Raw genomic sequence first — 16,918 nt, 5'->3', positions numbered from 1 at the left:
CTGTTATCCTTTTTTAATCCGAATTATTTGAAGCAATTGATACCGAACCTACTAATTCACAAGAGCACGTTCTAATGTCTCCTCACGAGTTTTTATATCAACCTTCGCCGCGTTAAAATCGCTGCGCAATTGAGCCAATGCAGCAAGGAAATCTCGCCGTTCACAGCGTGTATCAGTCGCCATCAAAATGACTCCAAGTCTAATTCACTCAATGCTTGTTTTGCCAGACGCAATGCGTTTAACTCTTGTTCCAAACGTAAAATTTCTAGCCGTCCCTTGATTGCGTCTTGTGATTCGTTCATCTGTTGTTGCAGTTGGCGCAAAATCGGATTGTTCTGCGGATTGGTCTTAAACGCCTCTCGTAGTTTATCAAAACTGGAAACCTGTATTGAATTGGCTCCTGATACATGCTCTTCGCACAGACCAGTCAGTTCTGTCTTCACACAAGATAGAATGAAATCGCGTTCTTTTTGAGCGCGTTCTTCTTTCGCCTGACGCTCCAATCGTCTACGCTCCTCATCGGAGCTGCTGGAGCTTGAGCTGCTTCCGCTTAAGGCTTCTTCTATCAACCACCCAATAGGCCCACCAATAATCAATCCTTTCCAGCCCATAAATCACCTTATTTTCAGTATAGTTGCTATGAGCAGATTTAATCCGCAGTCAAGCCGGCTACTGCTTGCCGCGCCATACGCAATGCGTTTAACTCTTGTTCCAAAAGCAAGATTTCCTGACGGCCTTTAATTGCATCTTTTGATTCATTCATCTGTTGTTGCAGTTGGCGTAAAATCGGATTGTTCTGCGGATTGGTCTTAAACGCCTCTCGTAGTTTATCAAAACTGGAAACCTGTATTGGATTGGTTCCTGAGATATGTTCTTCGTACAGACCAGTCAGTTCTTTATTCACCTGAGGCAGAATTATTAAATCACGTTCTTTTTGAGCGCGTTCTTCTTTTGCTTGACGCTCCAGCCTTCTGCATTCCTCGTCGGAGCTGCTGGAACTACTTTCACTATCCTCGTTAATTTTTTTTACTGCAAAAGCTGCCGCTAGAGCTGTTGCGCCCGCAACGGCTCCCCAAATCAATAACGGAATGGGCATGATGTTTCTCCTCTATTTCTTCGGTGGTAGTGATTGTAAAAATGCACAACTTTCTCGCATGAGCTGATGATATTCTGCTATTGAAAATAATTCAACAAAAAATGCGGTGTATGCTTCATCAATTCTGCACAATAACGGTCGGTTTTCATAAATTGAACACTCTCGCTGTTCAGCATTGAAATGTTGGCAAATGCCGTCGCCGCGATGCAATGCAGCGTAAAGCGCATTGCGCTCAAGATGCTGACAGCACACACCGCAGCGAGAGCACTCAAACTGTGTTTTTTGCATTTGCACAATGACGTTAAGACACAGATTTATAGCCGCAATTCATTCAATACTCTTTATCATAATCCGTCAATCGTTTCTGAGTCCGCTGCGCAAATTGCTCAAAAGCGGTTTTAAGCGCCGAGTTTGCTTTAGCAGTTCTCTCATTCATCCACTTAATTCGTTCACTGCGAGTCTTGATCTGTTGGTCTAATGCACTGGATAACTCAGCTTTAATCTCTGTAATGCGATCCTGACGCAATTTCAGTGCAGTTGCTTTCAAATGATTAAATTGACCGAGCAAATGATCCCTCAAGATCGGAATGCGGCTATGTTCTGTCAATGGTGGTTTATTCTCTAAATAGCCCTTGCGATAAGTTGTGTATGACACGAAAAACGTTTGCGGTTCAAATTCCAAATACTTCTTAATCTGACCACGAATGGTCTCTGCTGTGTTCTCTATATCTTGCGCATGGCTATCAAGATGACTCAGAACTAACAAAAACCGCTGTTCTAATCCCTGCGTTGCGCACGGCAATTTAGCGAGTTGTTGCAAAAATTTGATCTCCAGTTCATCTAATTCGCCGTTTGCAGGATTGTGTACAAATAGCAATACGTCAGCAATTCGTATTACTTCCCATGCTTCCTTATCATCCGCTTCTGTTGCATCAAGCCCCGGCGTGTCAGTAAAAATAAACTGATGATGTGACAGCTCTGCTTTTTTGGTGGTAGTCCGAACTGAACCAGTTGCAAAAACCTCGTTCTCAAGTTGATCGGTCAACGCATTGAGTAATGAACTCTTGCCCGCGTTAAGCATCCCGCAAGCAATCACCTTAATTGGCTGTTCTTTCATCTGGAGCGCAGCAGTGAGTGTTTCGCGGGAATCTCTTGTGTTTGGTAAAAATCTCTCAAAGGTTTTTTCAACTGAGGGATCGAATACAGTTTTCATTTAATGTTCCTGTGGATTAAAAGTAAGCTCGGTTTAAGATACGTTTCGCTCAATCAAGACATCAAAACCACACCTTCGCTTAAAAAAGCGCATGGATTGTGACTTCACCCACTTTGCACCAACTCCCGTACTTTTTCAATAAAAACCCGTCCGCGATGGGTGTAATCATTAAACATATCGAAGCTGGCGCAAGCCGGTGACAGCAATACGCAATCGCCCGCTTGTGCTAATTGCGCCGCTTGTTTTACTGCATCAGCCATATCAATCGCCGTCACTCGCGGAATTGCCTGCGTTGATGGATCGGCGGCAAGTTCTCGCGCAATCAATGGCGCATCGCGTCCAATTAAAACGACCGCCCGCGCAGCTTGCGCCACTGCCGGCACCAACGGCGCAAATTCCGCGCCCTTGCCGTCGCCACCCGCAATTAACACCACTCGTGCCGCGATTCTGGCGTCACCAAACCTTCCAACGCCGCAATCGTTGCGCCCGGATTCGTGCCTTTGGAATCGTTAAACCAGCGCACGTTATTGAATTCAGCGACCAATTCGCTGCGGTGCGGCAACCGGGGAATTGGCGCAACACGTCCACTGCTGGCGCGAGATCGGCATCAGGTGCGCAGGCGGTCAACAGCGCCAGCGCCGCCAACGTATTGGCGAGATTGTGGCGACCGGGAATCCGCACCTCGGACGCAGGCACCAGCGCCAGCTCGCCGCGACACAGCCAAGTTGCGCCGTCAAGCGTGCGCACCCGAAATCGCTGGCGGCTGGCGCGTTGAGGGTGAAGCCGATTTCAAATCCCCCAACCTAAGGGGGCTTTTCTTCTCCCCCTTTGGAAAAGGGGGGCGGGGGGGATTTCCCGCATCGCCACCACCGCCGCATCATCCCGATTCACCACAGCCACCGTGCATTGCGATAAATCTGCGCTTGGTTGCCGCATACGCCGCCAGATCGGGATACCGATCCAAATGATCCGCAGCGATGTTGAGCACCACCGCCGCTTCCGCGCACAAGCTGGGCGTGGTTTCCAATTGAAAGCTCGATAATTCAAGCACATATAAATCAACATCAGGCGCGAGCAGCTCCAACACCGGCTCGCCGAGATTGCCGCCGACCGCCACGCGCAGCCCAACCGCCTCCACCATCAAACCCACCAACGTCGTAACCGTACTTTTGCCGTTGCTGCCGGTGATCGCGCAAATCGGCGCAGTCGCAATTTGAATAAACAATTCCACATCGCCGAGCACCGTCGCGCCTCGCGCCAACGCCTGTTGAATTAACGGCTCGCTAATGGGCACGCCGGGGCTAACAATTAAGCGCGTCGCTGCCGTAAACAACGCCGGCTCAAAACCACCGACGGCGATTTTTAACTCCGGCAATTCATTGCGCAGCGCATCTAAACCCGGCGGATTTGGACGCGAATCTGTTATTGCCAAAATCCCGTGATTTGAATGCCGCGCTAAATACCGCGCACATGACAATCCAGTTTTACCCAACCCGACAATTAACGTGAATTCTCCCCCCTTTGGAAAAGGGGGGCAGGGGGGATTTTCAATTGCTTCAATCAAGTTATTCATCGGATTTTCAAACTCGCCAGCCCAATTAACACCAATACCACCGTGATAATCCAAAACCGCACAATCACTCGCGGTTCTGGCCAACCTTTCAATTCAAAATGATGATGCAGCGGTGCCATCCGAAAAATGCGTTTACCGGTTAATTTGAATGAAATCACCTGCATCATTACGGAAACAGTTTCCATACAAATACGCCGCCCATGACGAATAGCACCAATTCTGCCGGCGGCGACTGCGACCACGCCCAACGCTGCGCCTAATGCCAATGCGCCAACATCGCCCATGAATACCTGCGCCGGATAAGCGTTGAACCATAAAAAGCCCAAGCCCGCGCCGACTAATGCCGCGCAAAACACAATTAATTCACCGACTTCGGGCAAATGCGGAATCAATAAATAATTGGCAATTTGCGCATTGCCCGCCGCGTAAACCAACACCGCCAGCGCTCCGGCAACCAATACCGTCGGCATGATCGCCAGCCCGTCCAAACCGTCAGTTAAGTTCACGGCATTGCTGGAGCCGACGATGACGAAATAGGTCAGGACGATGAACCACGGGCCGAGCTGCAACGTTAGGTTTTTCGCATACGGAATCAGCAGTGCCGTCTCCGCCGGTGACTGCGCCGTGACATACAGCGCAATCGCAGCGGCGAGTCCGGCGAGCGTTTGCCAAAAGTATTTCCAGCGGGCGATCAATCCACGCGGATCGCGCTCCACTAATTTTTTGTAATCATCCACCCAGCCAATCGCGCCAAATGCCAGCGTGGTCAGCAGCACGATCCACACGTAACGGTTGCTCAAATCCGCCCACAGCAACGTGCTAATCGCCACTGCAACCAGAATCAACGCGCCGCCCATCGTCGGCGTACCGGATTTGGATAAATGACTTTGCGGGCCGTCGTCGCGCACCATTTGCCCGATATTGAAATTGCGCAGATGACGAATCATCGGTCGTCCAACCACCAGCGCGATCATCACGCCGTCATCACGCCCAAAATTGCCCGCAGCGTGAGTAGCGGAACACATTGAAGCCGCTATAAAAATCGGCCACCATTCAGTTAAATACAGCAACATTCTAAATTTCCATCCCAGCGCACAGCGCGTTAACAATGTTCCATCCGCGCGAGCGCGAACCCTTACTAAAACCCGATCTGCCGCGTGGAGTTGCGGCACTAACCACGCCAGCAATTGTGCTTGATCGACAAAATGCCGCCCGCCTCTCCAAACGCAGCTGGCGCGAGCACTGAGCGTCCGACCGTTATCAAATGTTCAATACCGGCAGCGCGAGTCACATGCCCGATTTCCTCGTGCAATGCGCTGCATTTCGCCCAATTCCGCAAATCGCCACACCAGCCAGCGCCGCCCGTCCAACTGCGCCAGCACTGCACGGCTGCTGCGATGGAATCGGGATTGGCATTGTAGGTGTCGTCAATCACGCGCACGTTTGACCTTGCGCGGACACAACCGCCCTTTCACCGGCTGCAGCGTGGCTAAACCGTCATAAATCGCGGTGTCATCAATGCCGAGCGCCAGCGCCGCAGCGTTGCTGCCAACGCATTGCGGACGTTGTGTGCTCCGGCTAAATGGAGCAGTAACGAAAGCTGGCGCTCGCCGCTGCGGGCGACAAATTCGGTGCGAAAACCCGCTTTATCCCAAGGCTTCGCAGCGAATCCGTTGTTGTAGACACGTGGCTGGCGCATCAACAGCAAACGTCAGCACTTGCCGTCCCGCTGCCAATTCCCGCCACAATCGAGATAAGGCGCATCGCCGGGCACGACCAACACGCCGGTTTCACTTAAACCCTGCGCAATTTCGCCCTTCGCTGCTGCTACACCGTCGAGCGAGCCGAAGCCCTCCAAATGCGCGTGCCCAGCGTTGGTAATCAGCGCCACATCCGGCTGGGCAATCCGGCTGAGATAACCGATTTCGCCCGGATGATTCGCGCCCATTTCGAGCACGAGGAATTCTTCAGTCCGCACCGAGAGCAGCGTCAGCGGCATTCCGATGTCGTTGTTGAGATTGCCGCGAGTCGCCAGCACCCAGCCGACTTGCGCCAAGATTGCCGCGAGCATTTCCTTGACCGTGGTTTTGCCGTTGCTGCCGGTGATCGCAATGACGCGCCCAGTGAAACGTTGCCGCCACGCTGCGCCAGTTGCCCCAAACCCAGCCGCGTATCCGCAACCACCCACTGCGGAATGTCCACCGGCAGCGGATGATCGACCATCGCGGCGACTGCGCCAGCCGCTTGCGCGGCAGCAACGTGATCGTGACCGTCGAAATGTTCGCCGCGCAGCGCGATGAATAAATGTCCGCTGCAATCCACGCGGGAATCGCTGCTCACTTCGGTAAAGGCTTGATCTGCGCCCAGTAATTGTCCACCGACTGTTGCGACGGCTGCGCTTAAAATCCACATTGTTATGATTCTCTATTCTAAAAAATGCGTAAACTATACCAACTTAATAGCAGCTTTTTGGTTCTTAATTTCTGGCAATAGCGAGCTTGTCGCTCAGTAATGACCGTATTTAATCGTCGTATTGATTGAAGTTATTGAAAAATGATTGACCGATAAAGATGCGCTGCTAAAGCGTACAATTCAATTGTTGAAAAGGAAACGCGCTCTAAAAGCAAACGACTAATCAATGCTTTATTTATGTCTCACTTTTGGCGAGGTTTAATACGAACTGCCGACCACAATCCCGACATCAATATCTTCCCACGCTTCCAATTATTCGCCAGTAGCCGTAGCAACCCAACAACTTACGTCGGCATCACTGTGATTGAATTGCACTGTCAGCGCACCAGCGAGGTCGTTTTTTCATGCTTTCCAATGGTTTTAGAATTTGTTTAGCATAAAAAAAGGGCACATTATCAATGTGCCCTGAGTTAAATCATCAAAATTTTGGCGCGCCCGACAGGATTCGAACCTGTGACCCCAGCCTTCGGAGGGCTGTACTCTATCCATCTGAGCTACGGGCGCAAGCCGCACATTATGCGGATTACGCACGATAACGTCAAAAATCATTTACTGCATTCAGTCACTCAACATTTCCCGCAAATTCCGCAAATGACTCAGCGCCAGCGTCCGACTTTGTTCTGGACTACGAGCGCAGTCGCCATCCCATTCCAGTTGCTCTCGCGGCAATTCAGTCAGAAAGCGGCTCGGAGTGCTGGGTTCCCATTTGCCATAGCGTTTGCGTTTGCGGGCAAAAGTGAACGTGAGTGCGCGACGGGCGCGAGTAATGCCGACATAAGCAAGGCGGCGCTCTTCTTCAATACTGTCATCGTCGATACTCACGCGATGCGGCAATAAATCTTCTTCCATGCCGACCAAAAAAACGTGTGGAAACTCCAGCCCTTTCGCAGCGTGAAGCGTCATTAAATGAATACGATCTCCGGCATCAGCGTCATCTTGACGATCTAGCGCATCCAACAGCATTAAATGCGCAACCATTTCCGCCAGCGTCTTATTTTTGTATTCGCCATCGTGCAATTTTTTAAGCCAGCTCAATAAATCATTGACGTTCTCAAAACGCCGATCAGCGACTTTTTGAGTAGAAGCAATTTCACGCAGCCACAGTTTATAATCAATCTTATGAATCAGCGCATTCATTGCTTCAATTGGGTCAGTGATTGCACGAGCTGCATGATGTTTAATTAAACGTGCAAAATGAATTAACTGCTCACGCTGGCGATCAGTGAATTGCTCGGAAAGCATCAATTCAGTATCGAGCGCAATACAAAAAGCGAGCAATCCGCCGCCACGCTCGCGGGCATATCCCGCCAATTGCTCTAAAGTCGTTGGACCAATTTCGCGGCGTGGCGTGTTCACAATCCGCAAAAAAGCTGCGTCATCTTCTGGATTCGCCAATAGCCGCAGATATGCCATGTTGTCTTTCACTTCGGCGCGAGTAAAAAAGGATGTGCCACCGCTCAGAAAATACGGGAGATTGTGCTGGCGCAGCACCTGCTCGAATGGTCGCGCCTGATGATTGCCGCGATATAAAATTGCAATGTCGCCGAGTGCTGTTCCATTGAATTTCAAGCGTAACATCTCTGAGGCGACCCGTTCTGCTTCATGCGTTTCATCTCGACAGCGCAGCACTCGTGGACGCTCGCCAGAGTCAAGTTCGCTCCATAATTGCTTTTCAAACACGTGTGGATTGTGCGCAATTAACGCATTGGCCAAGCCCAGAATACGCGCACTGGAACGGTAGTTTTGCTCCAGCATGATGACCTTCAGAATGGGATAATCTTCTTTAAGCCGCGCTAGATTTTCTGGTCGCGCCCCGCGCCACGAATAGATTGATTGGTCATCATCGCCAACCACCGTAAACGCGCCGCGAGCGCCAGCCAGTTGCCGAACCAATTCATATTGCGCACTGTTAGTATCTTGATATTCATCAACTAATAGATAACGAATGCGCATTTGCCAGCGTTCCAATACATCGCGCTGGGTTGCAAACAATCGTGCTGGGCGCAAAATAAGATCATCGAAATCGACTGCGTTATAAGCGTTTAAGCTGCGTTCATAATCGGCATAAAGTTCTGCCAGCCGCGTTTCAAACGCATCTTCAGCGCTGCTTAATGCTTGATCGGGATCGACAAAATCGTTTTTCCACTTGGAGATACGCTGTTGCACCGCAGACAAACTGATATTTTCCGCAGCGGGAATACTGCGCAGATGTTCTTTAATCAGCCCTTCGGCATCTTGAGCGTCGAGCAGCGAGAATCCACTGCGCAAGCCAGCGCGTTCGGCGTGATGGCGCAGAATATCAAGCCCAAGCCGATGAAAAGTCGAGATATTCAGTCCGCGAGTATTCAGTCCTTTGACCGATTGGCTGACGCGTTCGCGCATTTCACGAGCAGCTTTATTGGTAAAGGTGACGGCGCGAATGTGCCGCGCCTGCATTCCCATTTCGCCGATCAAGTGGGCAATTTTCTGAGTAATCACTCGCGTTTTGCCGGAGCCAGCGCCAGCCAGCACCAACAGCGGCCCGGCGGTGTAACGCACAGCGTCGATTTGACGGGGATTCAGTCGGCTCATTCATGTCCTCAGCGGCAAGTTCGCACAAAAGCGGCGAATTATGGCTGAATTGCTGCGCGAAGGTCGTGTTAATAGGCTATATTAGGGTTATGAGATTGGATGCAGTGGCGGTCAATTGATTGTAATCACCCACTGCTTTTTCATTTATTTCTCGACATTGAGATATTGATATGAATAAAGACACATTGAACAGTAATGATTCTGAGCAAGCACCAATTGCATTGGAAACTCAGGCGGATGAATTGAACAGCAAAATGACACGGCGGCGTTTACTTAAAGGCGCAGCATTTGGTGCGCCAGTGATTTTGACTTTGCGGAGTGGCGCGTTAATGGCGGCTGCTTCTTGTAATACAGGGATCAAAGGATATGTCGCTGATAGTTTACCTGAGAGAGGCGATTACTGCGTTCAACTCATTAAAACTTGTGACGGCGGTGCTGGCCGAAAAGTAAATAGCGAAAGCATTGGCAATGGCACTCCGGCTACTTTAGATGATACAAATGCTGATGGCTACATTACTGGTGACGATAACACATACACTTGTCCGGCTCCGCCAGATGGGAGTGGATACACCTACAGCATCATTCTCAGTTCCGCCGCGTGGACATCTCTAACAATAATCTGATTAGATAATGATTTAAATTATCAAATTAAATTAAGCTGCTGTGCACATCTGGCGTATTCACTCTAAACAATCTCTCCATTGGAAACACTGGAGTGAGCAATCTGCACTTTATCAAGTGGATTCTGGTGAAACTCATTTTCTCAATCCGCTTGGTGTTGTTATTCTGATGCAGCTTGAAGCCAATTCTAGTAATCTAGATCAACTTTGCGAGCGCGTTGCAACAGAATTTGACTGCCCAATTGATGACAATTTACGCAATCAAGTTGCTGCTTCATTGATGCGCTTTGATGAACTTGGTTTAGTTCAATGCCAACACAACGAAGATGTAATAGCATGAACGTCAGCGAACTGACATTGGTCGAATTGCGCCAGCGACTAACAACTGCTGGCTTATGTTTTGGCTGCGGTCCGTTCCGTATTCGGCTTCGTACTCCAATCGCCGAGCTATTGCACGATCTTTACGCTCACTACCCAGTTTATTCTGAACTGGGCATTGACGATTACCGCGTTAAATTAGATTGGGCATCTTGGTCGCGCCGGTGGGTTCGTCCAATAGTGCGCTTCACAGCAGACGGTCCCGCACCTTTTACTGATGTTCCAGTATCGCGGGCATTACCAACGTTGGAATGGGGAACCAATTGGTGTATTGCGACTCGTGCACATCATTTTCTAATGCTTCACGCTGCGGTAGTTGAACGCAATGGGTGCGGATTAATTCTCCCAGCATTACCCGGTCATGGAAAATCAACATTATGCGCAGCATTAACACATTCTAATTGGCGTTTATTTTCCGATGAGTTTGGATTGGTGCGCCCAGAAGACGCTATGCTTATTCCGCTTCCGCGTTTGATTTCACTTAAAAATCAATCAATTGATGTCATTCGTGCTTTTGCACCGAACGCACATTTCGGGCCTTTATTTTATGGTACTCACAAGGGAACTGTGGCACATGTTCGCCCGCCATTGAATAGTGTTGTGCGCATGAATGAACCCGTTAAGCCAAGTTTGATTATCTTTCCACGTTGGCAATCTGGCGCACTTTTAAATCTTGAATCAATACCAAAAGATCGTGCATTTATGCTCTTAGCAACCAACGCATTTAATTATGAAGTTCTGGGTGAGTTAGCTTTTAATGCTGTCGCAAAAATTGTGCAAAACTGTGACAGTTACTCATTGGTTTATTCTGATTTAACGCAAGCAGTTCAGGCGATTGATGAATTGGCTCACAATGCACATGATTAAATCGCCAGCACATAATGCGCGTACATTGCTAATCAATGCAGTACGCTTTCCAGAAACGCTACCACAACTTACGCTTACTGATTGGGATTTGCTATTACGAATTGCTCGTTCTAAACGATTGCTTGGTCGCTTACACGCTGATCTTAGTCGATTAGAATTACTCGAATCAATTCCAACTGCTGCCGCTGCACAACTGCAAGCAGCACATAATTTAGTTCGTCATCGCCATACCGTGTTAACTTGGGAACTGGATCGTATTCTTTGGGCATTAAACGAAATAAAAGTGCCCATTATTGCGCTTAAAGGCACAGCTTATATCATTGCTAAATTGCCAAATTCTGCCGGTCGTTTTTTTGCTGATTTAGATATTTTAGTACCAATTTCACGAATTGCTGAGGTTGAGCAAAAACTCACTAAACGCGGATGGTTAAAAACGCAGTTAAGTCCTTATGATGATCGTTATTATCGACTATGGATGCACGAAATTCCGCCATTACGTCACCGTGAACGTGAGAGCGAAATTGATATTCATCATGCACTATTACCGCGCACTAGTCGTTATGGTACGAAACTCGATACAATGATGCTTTTCAGTGAATCTTATTCAATTAAAAATTCGCAAGTACGAGTGCTTGGCGCACAAGACATGGTATTACACGCACTTGTACATTTATTATTGGAAGGAGATCCAAATGAGGGGTTGCGACTCCGTGATTTAATTGATGTTGCTGATTTACTCTGTCATTTCGGATCAACGCCTAAATTTTGGAAAGGTCTTGTACTACGTGCGCAACAATTCCAGCTTGAGCGAATACTGTATTATGGTTTGCGTTATTCGCAACGGTTGCTTGCAGTGCAAATCCCAAACTCGGTATTACAATCTCTAACACAGTCAGCACCAAAACTTCCTATACGCTGGCTCATGGATTGGTTAATGCCACTGGCGCTTTTACCGGAACATCCTGATTACCCGCAACGAATAGCGGTGTTTGCACGATGGTTACTTTATTTGCGGGCGCATTGGCTACGAATGCCGTTTTTATTATTGGTGCGGCATTTAACTTACAAAAGTTGGTTAAGAATGCGTGGAACACAGCGACATGTTGAAATTAAACCGCAAGATTTGCAACAGCTTTGAAGTTAACCTGAGTTTATTCAAATAATCCATTTAGGAGATGACAATGAAAAACGTTTTATCGATAGTAGGTTCTATTATTGGCTGGCTTGGAGTACTGATTTGTTTCGTTTCAGGGATAATGAAACTGGTCGGTTCATATCACCTTTTTGATTACGAAACAATGACATTATTTACAGTTGGAATCGCAATGATTGCGACTGGCTGTTTGGCGAAATTTGAAAGTAAATAATTTTAGATGATGCCTATCATCAATACATCGTATTTGATGATAGGCAAGATTAGAGATTACTATTCAACTGTAAACGGAAGATTCTATATGCACTCGGTTCGAATTTTTCGCCATTACATGCGAGTACCGCTTATTCTGCTTGCAGGAATTGAGGCAATTATCTTTGTAGTTGCCTTTCAACTTAGTGTTCATTTGCGTTGGTGGTTTATTGATATTGAATCTACAAGCGAACCTACTGGTTTATTCATTTACTCAATTGTTATTTCACTTATTTTTGTGCTAACAATGGGGGCGACCGGTCTTTATGAAGCTAGTTTACGGGAAGGATTAACCGGCTCACTTATTAGAATTACACTATCATTGCTGCTTGGTTCGCTCGTGTTGGCTGCTTTATCTTTCTTCTTTCCATTGCTGGGTTTATGGCGAAGTATTTTATTTTTTACAGTAATTTTTTCTTTTATTTTAGTAGTTACATTAAGGCTAATTTTCTTTTATTTTAACCCCAGCATTTTTAAGCGCCGTATTTTAGTTTTTGGCGATTCTCAGCTTGCTAATCAAGTGATGATTGCCAGTCAAAAACGCTTAGATATTGTTGGGTTTATTCCGATATCTGAACAACGTGTTAATAACCAAATTAAAGTGATTGAACACAACAAGCCGTTAATACAAATTGCAATTGAAGTACAGGCTGATGAAATTGTGTTAGCAATTGAAGACAGGCGCGGAAAATTACCTATTGAAGAATTACTCGAATGTCGTATGAGTGGAATTCAAGTGCTTGAGCAACAAAGTTTTTTTGAACGTGAGTTGGGCGTTCTTAAATTGGAGCTGCTAACGCCAAGTTGGTTAATTCATTCAGATGGATTTGAGCATGGTTTAATGACTATGCTGATTAAACGCTTTTTTGATGTTTTAATATCTTTGATTTTTATTACATTACTTTGGCCAATAATGTTGCTAACGGCGGCAATTATTTTTATTGAAAGCGGATTTCGTCATTCAGTTTTATATCGTCAACTCCGCGTTGGTGAAAACGGCGAACCCTTTGAAGTGATTAAATTTCGGAGTATGCGCATTGATGCTGAAGCAGATGGGCGTGCACGGTGGGCAGTCACAAATGATCCGCGCATTACACGCGTTGGGCGCTTTATTCGTAAGACGCGAATTGATGAATTACCGCAAATTTTTAATGTGCTGAAAGGCGAAATGAGTTTTGTTGGTCCACGCCCAGAACGTCCCGAATTCGTTGCTGATTTAACGCGCAAATATGAACACTATGCGACACGTCATCGGTTAAAGCCCGGTTTAACGGGCTGGGCGCAGATTTCTTATCCTTATGGGAGCACTGAAGAAGACGCACTGCGTAAGCTCGAATATGATCTTTATTACATTAAAAATCATAGTATCTTTCTTGATCTATTAATTTTGGTGGAAACAGTTGAAGTGGTGTTGTTTGGAAAGGGTGCGGTTTAATTGTACATCGCGTTTAGTTTAATTTGTGCGCCAACATTCTACGCGAGCAACGAATAAACCAGCTTCGTCGAGAATTCGATCTTGCTTCGAGGTTTCCGTTGTAATTTTTTTAGAAATTGTTGGTGTAATAGCATTGCGCTCTAAAAACACCAACGAAAAACGATTTGGAATTGCAATACCAATATCACGCACAATGCGCCCTGTATTCTTATAGACCGCTGGTGTATCAACCGCCGCAAAAATAACACCAATGACTCGCCCAAATTCGTCAAGTACTGGTCCACCGCTATTGCCAGGGCGAACATCTGCTTGAATTGAAATCGGGCTTGGTGTAGATGAAGTCAATTCTAATTTTGATGGCATGATAATACCTTGGGTTAATAATGGGCGTATTGGCGGTAAACCCTGATTAGGATAGCCAATAATGGCAACTGATGTTGGTAGTGGCGCGTCGGGTGGCGCAAAAACAGCACTTTGTTTAGGATGAAAATCAGTCCCAATTAAGGCAAGATCGATTTTTGGCTCAATAGCGATTAAATGTGCTGGTAACAATTCGCCACCCGCACGAGAAACAATCAGAGTTTCACAGTTTTTGACGACATGCGCATTGGTAAGTAGTGTTCCTTCGGTATTCACAAAAAAACCTGCGCCGATGCTCATCAATCGCTTTCCAACAATAATTGGATTTTTATCTGCATCAATAGATTGTTGAACATAGGCGCGACGTCGATCACGAATTGCATTGGCTTCGTCGTCACCCACTGTTTGACCTTGACAATTATCGGGATGTGTGCGTGTGACCATTTCGCGTTTTTGGTCATAGCAATTCACGAGTGTTGCTGCGTTTGCATGTGTTGAGATTAGTAGTACCGCTGAAACCAATGTTGAAAGCAGGCGTTGAAAGTGTGTAAAAAATCCTGACATAAAAAATGATCCTGCTGAGATTGCGTTTTAACTTGCATGGTAGCAGTCCTGAAAGTCTTCAACCCATTTTAAGGGCGACCAAAAATGACCGCTTTTTTTGATTATGACCTTGCTTTTTCACGGAATATCGGTTGGGTAACTGAAACTGAGCAGGCTTTTTTGCGTACCCGGCGCATTGCGATTGCTGGCATGGGAGGCGTGGGCGGCAGCCATTTATTGACGTTAACGCGGCTGGGTGTCGGAAAATTTAACATCGCAGATTTTGACGTGTTTGAGTTGGCAAACTTCAATCGTCAGGCGGGTGCGAGTTTACGTCATGTGGGACAACCAAAGGTTGACGTGATGGCAGAGATGGCGCTGGACATCAATCCAGAGTTGGAAATCCGTCGTTTTTCTACAGGTGTAACTGCCGAAAATTTGAACGATTTTCTGGAAGGCGTTGATGTTTGTGATGGATTAGACTTTTTTGCAGTAGAGGCACGGCGACAAGTATTTGCTGGCTGTGCGCAACGAGGCATTCCAGCTATAACCGCTGCGCCTCTTGGAATGGGATCAGCACTACTCAATTTTTTGCCCGGACGAATGAGTTTCGAGGAATACTTTTGTTTGGAAGGACAGCCCGAAGCAGAACAATTATTGCGTTTTCTACTTGGATTATCGCCTGCAATGTTGCAAATGAATTACCTAGTAGATGCAACGCGAGTCGATTTACCAAATCATCGCGGACCATCAACACCAATGGCGTGCGAATTGTGTGCGGGAATAGCAGCAACACAGGCACTTAAAATACTATTGAAGCGTGGCAAAGTATTCGCAGCGCCATGGGGATTACATTTTGATGCCTATCGCAATAAGTTAGCAGTCACTTGGAGACCTGGTGGAAATAAAAATCCTTTACAATGGCTTGGGCTGTGGATAGCACGACGCCAGCTTGGACAACATTTATAAAAAAGCAGAGTATTTAATTAAAGCACGATAACTGAAGTGCAAAATGACACACTCCAGCTAACGTTTTTATCATTCAGATTCCAAATAATTTACCGCGCCGACCAACAGCGCCAATACCTAGCAATCCAATTCCTAATAATGCCAGCGTTGCCGGCTCAGGAATCGCCATTCTGATCGAACCATCAAGCTCAGTTTGGCGAATTGCGGCTACTGCGTAAGGTGTACCTGTTGTGAAAGGAAAGTTGGCTGGGAGCAGTAACAAATTATCAGCCGTCGGAATTGGCGGATCAATGTTTGTATCGAGTCGTATTGTCGCATATTCGCCAGTTAATGCCGTGTCGTGCGGATCAAGATAAGTTCCACGACCGTTATCAATCCAGAAAAAATCGTCTACAGCAGATGTAACATCGAAAAAGAGATCCAAATTTGCCGCGTTGATAGATGATCCAGTCAAATCTGCATGTAAAAGCGTTTTTTCATTTGGATTGCCAGTATTGATAGCAGTTCGTATCCCTCCAGAAAAGGTATCATTAGAAAGATCGTTGAAAGAAATCTCTAAATAACCTGACGTGAAAGAAATGCCAGATGTAGTGAGAATTCCCTCAAACCTGTAGTTTACTTGAAGATCCCAACTCTGCATAAACCCTTCGTCATCTCCATATTGGATTGGATTTAACGTATTAAGGTCACACTGACCACCAACACAGTTTGGTTGCTTTAGATTAACAGTTGTGTTTCCAGCAAGCGAAGTACCAGTCTCAGGAATGCCGTAGCTGTTTAATACAGATAAGTTATTCGTATCAATAAAATTCCCATAAACACTTCCATCTGTCATGTCGTAAATGGAAGTTGCTAAAATGTCATTGAAGCCAAATGATATAAATGATGCAGTAGTGAAATTAGTATCTCGAGCTGTGTTGACACCGGGTATGACTGTTCCAAAAACAACAATTTCACGATCATCATCGTAGCTATTGCTGCCAAGATTCAAATACATTTGATTTGCCGAAGCTGTTCCAGCAGTCAGAGTGGCAGTCATTGCCAGCACGATTGATATGGATGTTTTCATGAGTTACTCCGAAAGGAAGCAATTAAACCGTGAACTTAAAACATTCTGTATAGAAAGGCAGCAAAAATTACGCCAAATAAAAAAAATATGAATATCAATGAGTTAGTTTTTTATGTTTTTACTTTATCCCGCATGTGTAAAATTATCTGACACTTTGAGTGTCGTCATATTTTAGCTAGTCAGGAGTTACACCGTTAAAAACGCACACTGTTAAGTTTTGTAAGAAGCTGATTTCCTATTATAGCAAGGTAAGTTTCAATAAAATCATGTAGTTAAAGATGAATATGCACGATTCGCTGGTTTGATGGCTGTGCGTAAAATTTTCCGACATACGCACTCCAGTGCTG

23 protein-coding genes and 1 tRNA gene are annotated in these 16,918 nt (G+C 46.5%); 7 read left to right on the top strand and 17 right to left on the bottom strand.

The features are described from left to right. Positions 1-51 precede the first annotated feature (51 nt). The 15 genes from CXB77_RS23105 to CXB77_RS11330 form a co-directional block, all read right to left on the bottom strand. Complete coding sequence (locus CXB77_RS23105) at positions 52-183, bottom strand: hypothetical protein (RefSeq protein ID WP_277949392.1); 132 nt, start codon at positions 181-183, stop codon at positions 52-54. After that, the gene (locus CXB77_RS11380; protein WP_105073959.1) at positions 183-611 is read right to left on the bottom strand and encodes a hypothetical protein; all 429 of its coding nucleotides are present in this window, start codon (positions 609-611) and stop codon (positions 183-185) included. The genes CXB77_RS23105 and CXB77_RS11380 overlap by 1 nt, the downstream gene beginning before the upstream one ends. Before the next feature lie 38 nt (positions 612-649). Further along, positions 650-1,096, bottom strand: a complete 447-nt coding sequence (locus CXB77_RS11375; RefSeq protein ID WP_105073958.1) for a hypothetical protein — start codon at positions 1,094-1,096, stop codon at positions 650-652. 12 nt (positions 1,097-1,108) lie between these two features. Further along, entirely contained in the window at positions 1,109-1,384 is a 276-nt protein-coding gene (locus CXB77_RS24645) for a YkgJ family cysteine cluster protein (protein WP_146108795.1), read from the bottom strand. 43 nt (positions 1,385-1,427) lie between these two features. Then, positions 1,428-2,309, bottom strand: a complete 882-nt coding sequence (locus CXB77_RS11365; protein ID WP_105073956.1) for a GTPase — start codon at positions 2,307-2,309, stop codon at positions 1,428-1,430. Positions 2,310-2,413: 104 nt separating this feature from the next. Then, positions 2,414-2,743: a glutamate ligase domain-containing protein gene (locus CXB77_RS23890; RefSeq protein WP_347338115.1), complete on the bottom strand. Its 330-nt coding sequence runs from the start codon at positions 2,741-2,743 to the stop codon at positions 2,414-2,416. A gap of 19 nt (positions 2,744-2,762) precedes the next feature. Beyond that, positions 2,763-3,056 carry a hypothetical protein gene (locus tag CXB77_RS24640; protein WP_431520721.1) on the bottom strand — a complete coding sequence of 98 codons (294 nt, stop codon included), beginning with the start codon at positions 3,054-3,056 and terminating at the stop codon, positions 2,763-2,765. Between the two features lie 130 nt (positions 3,057-3,186). After that, positions 3,187-3,882, bottom strand: coding sequence for a Mur ligase family protein (locus CXB77_RS23875; RefSeq protein WP_347338114.1), 696 nt, complete (start codon positions 3,880-3,882; stop codon positions 3,187-3,189). After that, positions 3,879-4,955, bottom strand: a complete 1,077-nt coding sequence (gene mraY, locus CXB77_RS11345) for a phospho-N-acetylmuramoyl-pentapeptide-transferase (protein ID WP_431520720.1) — start codon at positions 4,953-4,955, stop codon at positions 3,879-3,881. Before mraY ends, CXB77_RS23875 begins: the two co-directional genes overlap by 4 nt. A 98-nt stretch (positions 4,956-5,053) precedes the next feature. Then, on the bottom strand, positions 5,054-5,323 hold the full coding sequence (locus tag CXB77_RS21930; RefSeq protein WP_242445648.1) for a hypothetical protein: 270 nt from the start codon (positions 5,321-5,323) through the stop codon (positions 5,054-5,056). Between the two features lie 48 nt (positions 5,324-5,371). Then, positions 5,372-5,581 (bottom strand): hypothetical protein, encoded by a 210-nt coding sequence (locus tag CXB77_RS21925; protein WP_242445647.1) that lies wholly within the window; start codon positions 5,579-5,581, stop codon positions 5,372-5,374. A 12-nt stretch (positions 5,582-5,593) separates the two neighbouring features. Then, entirely contained in the window at positions 5,594-5,953 is a 360-nt protein-coding gene (locus tag CXB77_RS21920) for a Mur ligase family protein (RefSeq protein ID WP_242445646.1), read from the bottom strand. Further along, complete coding sequence (locus tag CXB77_RS21915) at positions 5,872-6,294, bottom strand: Mur ligase domain-containing protein (RefSeq protein WP_242445645.1); 423 nt, start codon at positions 6,292-6,294, stop codon at positions 5,872-5,874. Before CXB77_RS21915 ends, CXB77_RS21920 begins: the two co-directional genes overlap by 82 nt. 487 nt (positions 6,295-6,781) lie before the next feature. After that, positions 6,782-6,858: transfer RNA gene (locus tag CXB77_RS11335), tRNA-Arg, on the bottom strand. Between the two features lie 54 nt (positions 6,859-6,912). Beyond that, on the bottom strand, positions 6,913-8,925 hold the full coding sequence (locus CXB77_RS11330; RefSeq protein ID WP_105073954.1) for a UvrD-helicase domain-containing protein: 2,013 nt from the start codon (positions 8,923-8,925) through the stop codon (positions 6,913-6,915). A 170-nt stretch (positions 8,926-9,095) separates the two neighbouring features. On the opposite strand from CXB77_RS11330, the gene CXB77_RS11325 reads away from it, so the two are divergent. The 6 genes from CXB77_RS11325 to CXB77_RS11305 all read left to right on the top strand — a co-directional run bounded on the left by CXB77_RS11325 (position 9,096) and on the right by CXB77_RS11305 (position 13,630). Next, on the top strand, positions 9,096-9,548 hold the full coding sequence (locus CXB77_RS11325) for a hypothetical protein (protein WP_105073953.1): 453 nt from the start codon (positions 9,096-9,098) through the stop codon (positions 9,546-9,548). A 40-nt stretch (positions 9,549-9,588) separates the two neighbouring features. Next, positions 9,589-9,885, top strand: coding sequence for an HPr-rel-A system PqqD family peptide chaperone (locus tag CXB77_RS11320; protein WP_105073952.1), 297 nt, complete (start codon positions 9,589-9,591; stop codon positions 9,883-9,885). Then, positions 9,855-10,790, top strand: a complete 936-nt coding sequence (locus tag CXB77_RS11315) for an HprK-related kinase A (protein WP_347338113.1) — start codon at positions 9,855-9,857, stop codon at positions 10,788-10,790. The genes CXB77_RS11320 and CXB77_RS11315 overlap by 31 nt, the downstream gene beginning before the upstream one ends. Continuing rightward, the gene (locus CXB77_RS11310) at positions 10,762-11,928 is read left to right on the top strand and encodes a nucleotidyltransferase domain-containing protein (RefSeq protein WP_242445644.1); all 1,167 of its coding nucleotides are present in this window, start codon (positions 10,762-10,764) and stop codon (positions 11,926-11,928) included. The genes CXB77_RS11315 and CXB77_RS11310 overlap by 29 nt, the downstream gene beginning before the upstream one ends. A gap of 43 nt (positions 11,929-11,971) precedes the next feature. Continuing rightward, the gene (locus tag CXB77_RS19255) at positions 11,972-12,157 is read left to right on the top strand and encodes a hypothetical protein (protein ID WP_146108794.1); all 186 of its coding nucleotides are present in this window, start codon (positions 11,972-11,974) and stop codon (positions 12,155-12,157) included. Between the two features lie 87 nt (positions 12,158-12,244). Next, entirely contained in the window at positions 12,245-13,630 is a 1,386-nt protein-coding gene (locus CXB77_RS11305; RefSeq protein ID WP_105073950.1) for a TIGR03013 family XrtA/PEP-CTERM system glycosyltransferase, read from the top strand. An 18-nt stretch (positions 13,631-13,648) separates the two neighbouring features. Here the strand turns inward: CXB77_RS11305 and CXB77_RS11300 are convergent, their stop codons facing one another. After that, on the bottom strand, positions 13,649-14,461 hold the full coding sequence (locus CXB77_RS11300) for a S1 family peptidase (RefSeq protein ID WP_242445643.1): 813 nt from the start codon (positions 14,459-14,461) through the stop codon (positions 13,649-13,651). Positions 14,462-14,638: 177 nt separating this feature from the next. Here CXB77_RS11300 and CXB77_RS11295 point away from each other — a divergent pair, with 177 nt between their 5' ends. Next, the gene (locus tag CXB77_RS11295) at positions 14,639-15,502 is read left to right on the top strand and encodes a ThiF family adenylyltransferase (RefSeq protein WP_105073948.1); all 864 of its coding nucleotides are present in this window, start codon (positions 14,639-14,641) and stop codon (positions 15,500-15,502) included. Positions 15,503-15,575: 73 nt separating this feature from the next. On the opposite strand, the gene CXB77_RS11290 is transcribed toward CXB77_RS11295, so the two are convergent. After that, positions 15,576-16,571 carry a PEP-CTERM sorting domain-containing protein gene (locus CXB77_RS11290; protein WP_105073947.1) on the bottom strand — a complete coding sequence of 332 codons (996 nt, stop codon included), beginning with the start codon at positions 16,569-16,571 and terminating at the stop codon, positions 15,576-15,578. Between the last annotated feature and the right edge of the window lie 347 nt (positions 16,572-16,918).

The sequence above is a fragment of the Chromatium okenii genome, assembly GCF_002958735.1.
GTDB lineage: Bacteria > Pseudomonadota > Gammaproteobacteria > Chromatiales > Chromatiaceae > Chromatium > Chromatium okenii_A.
This window is presented reverse-complemented; position numbering and strand designations above follow the sequence as displayed.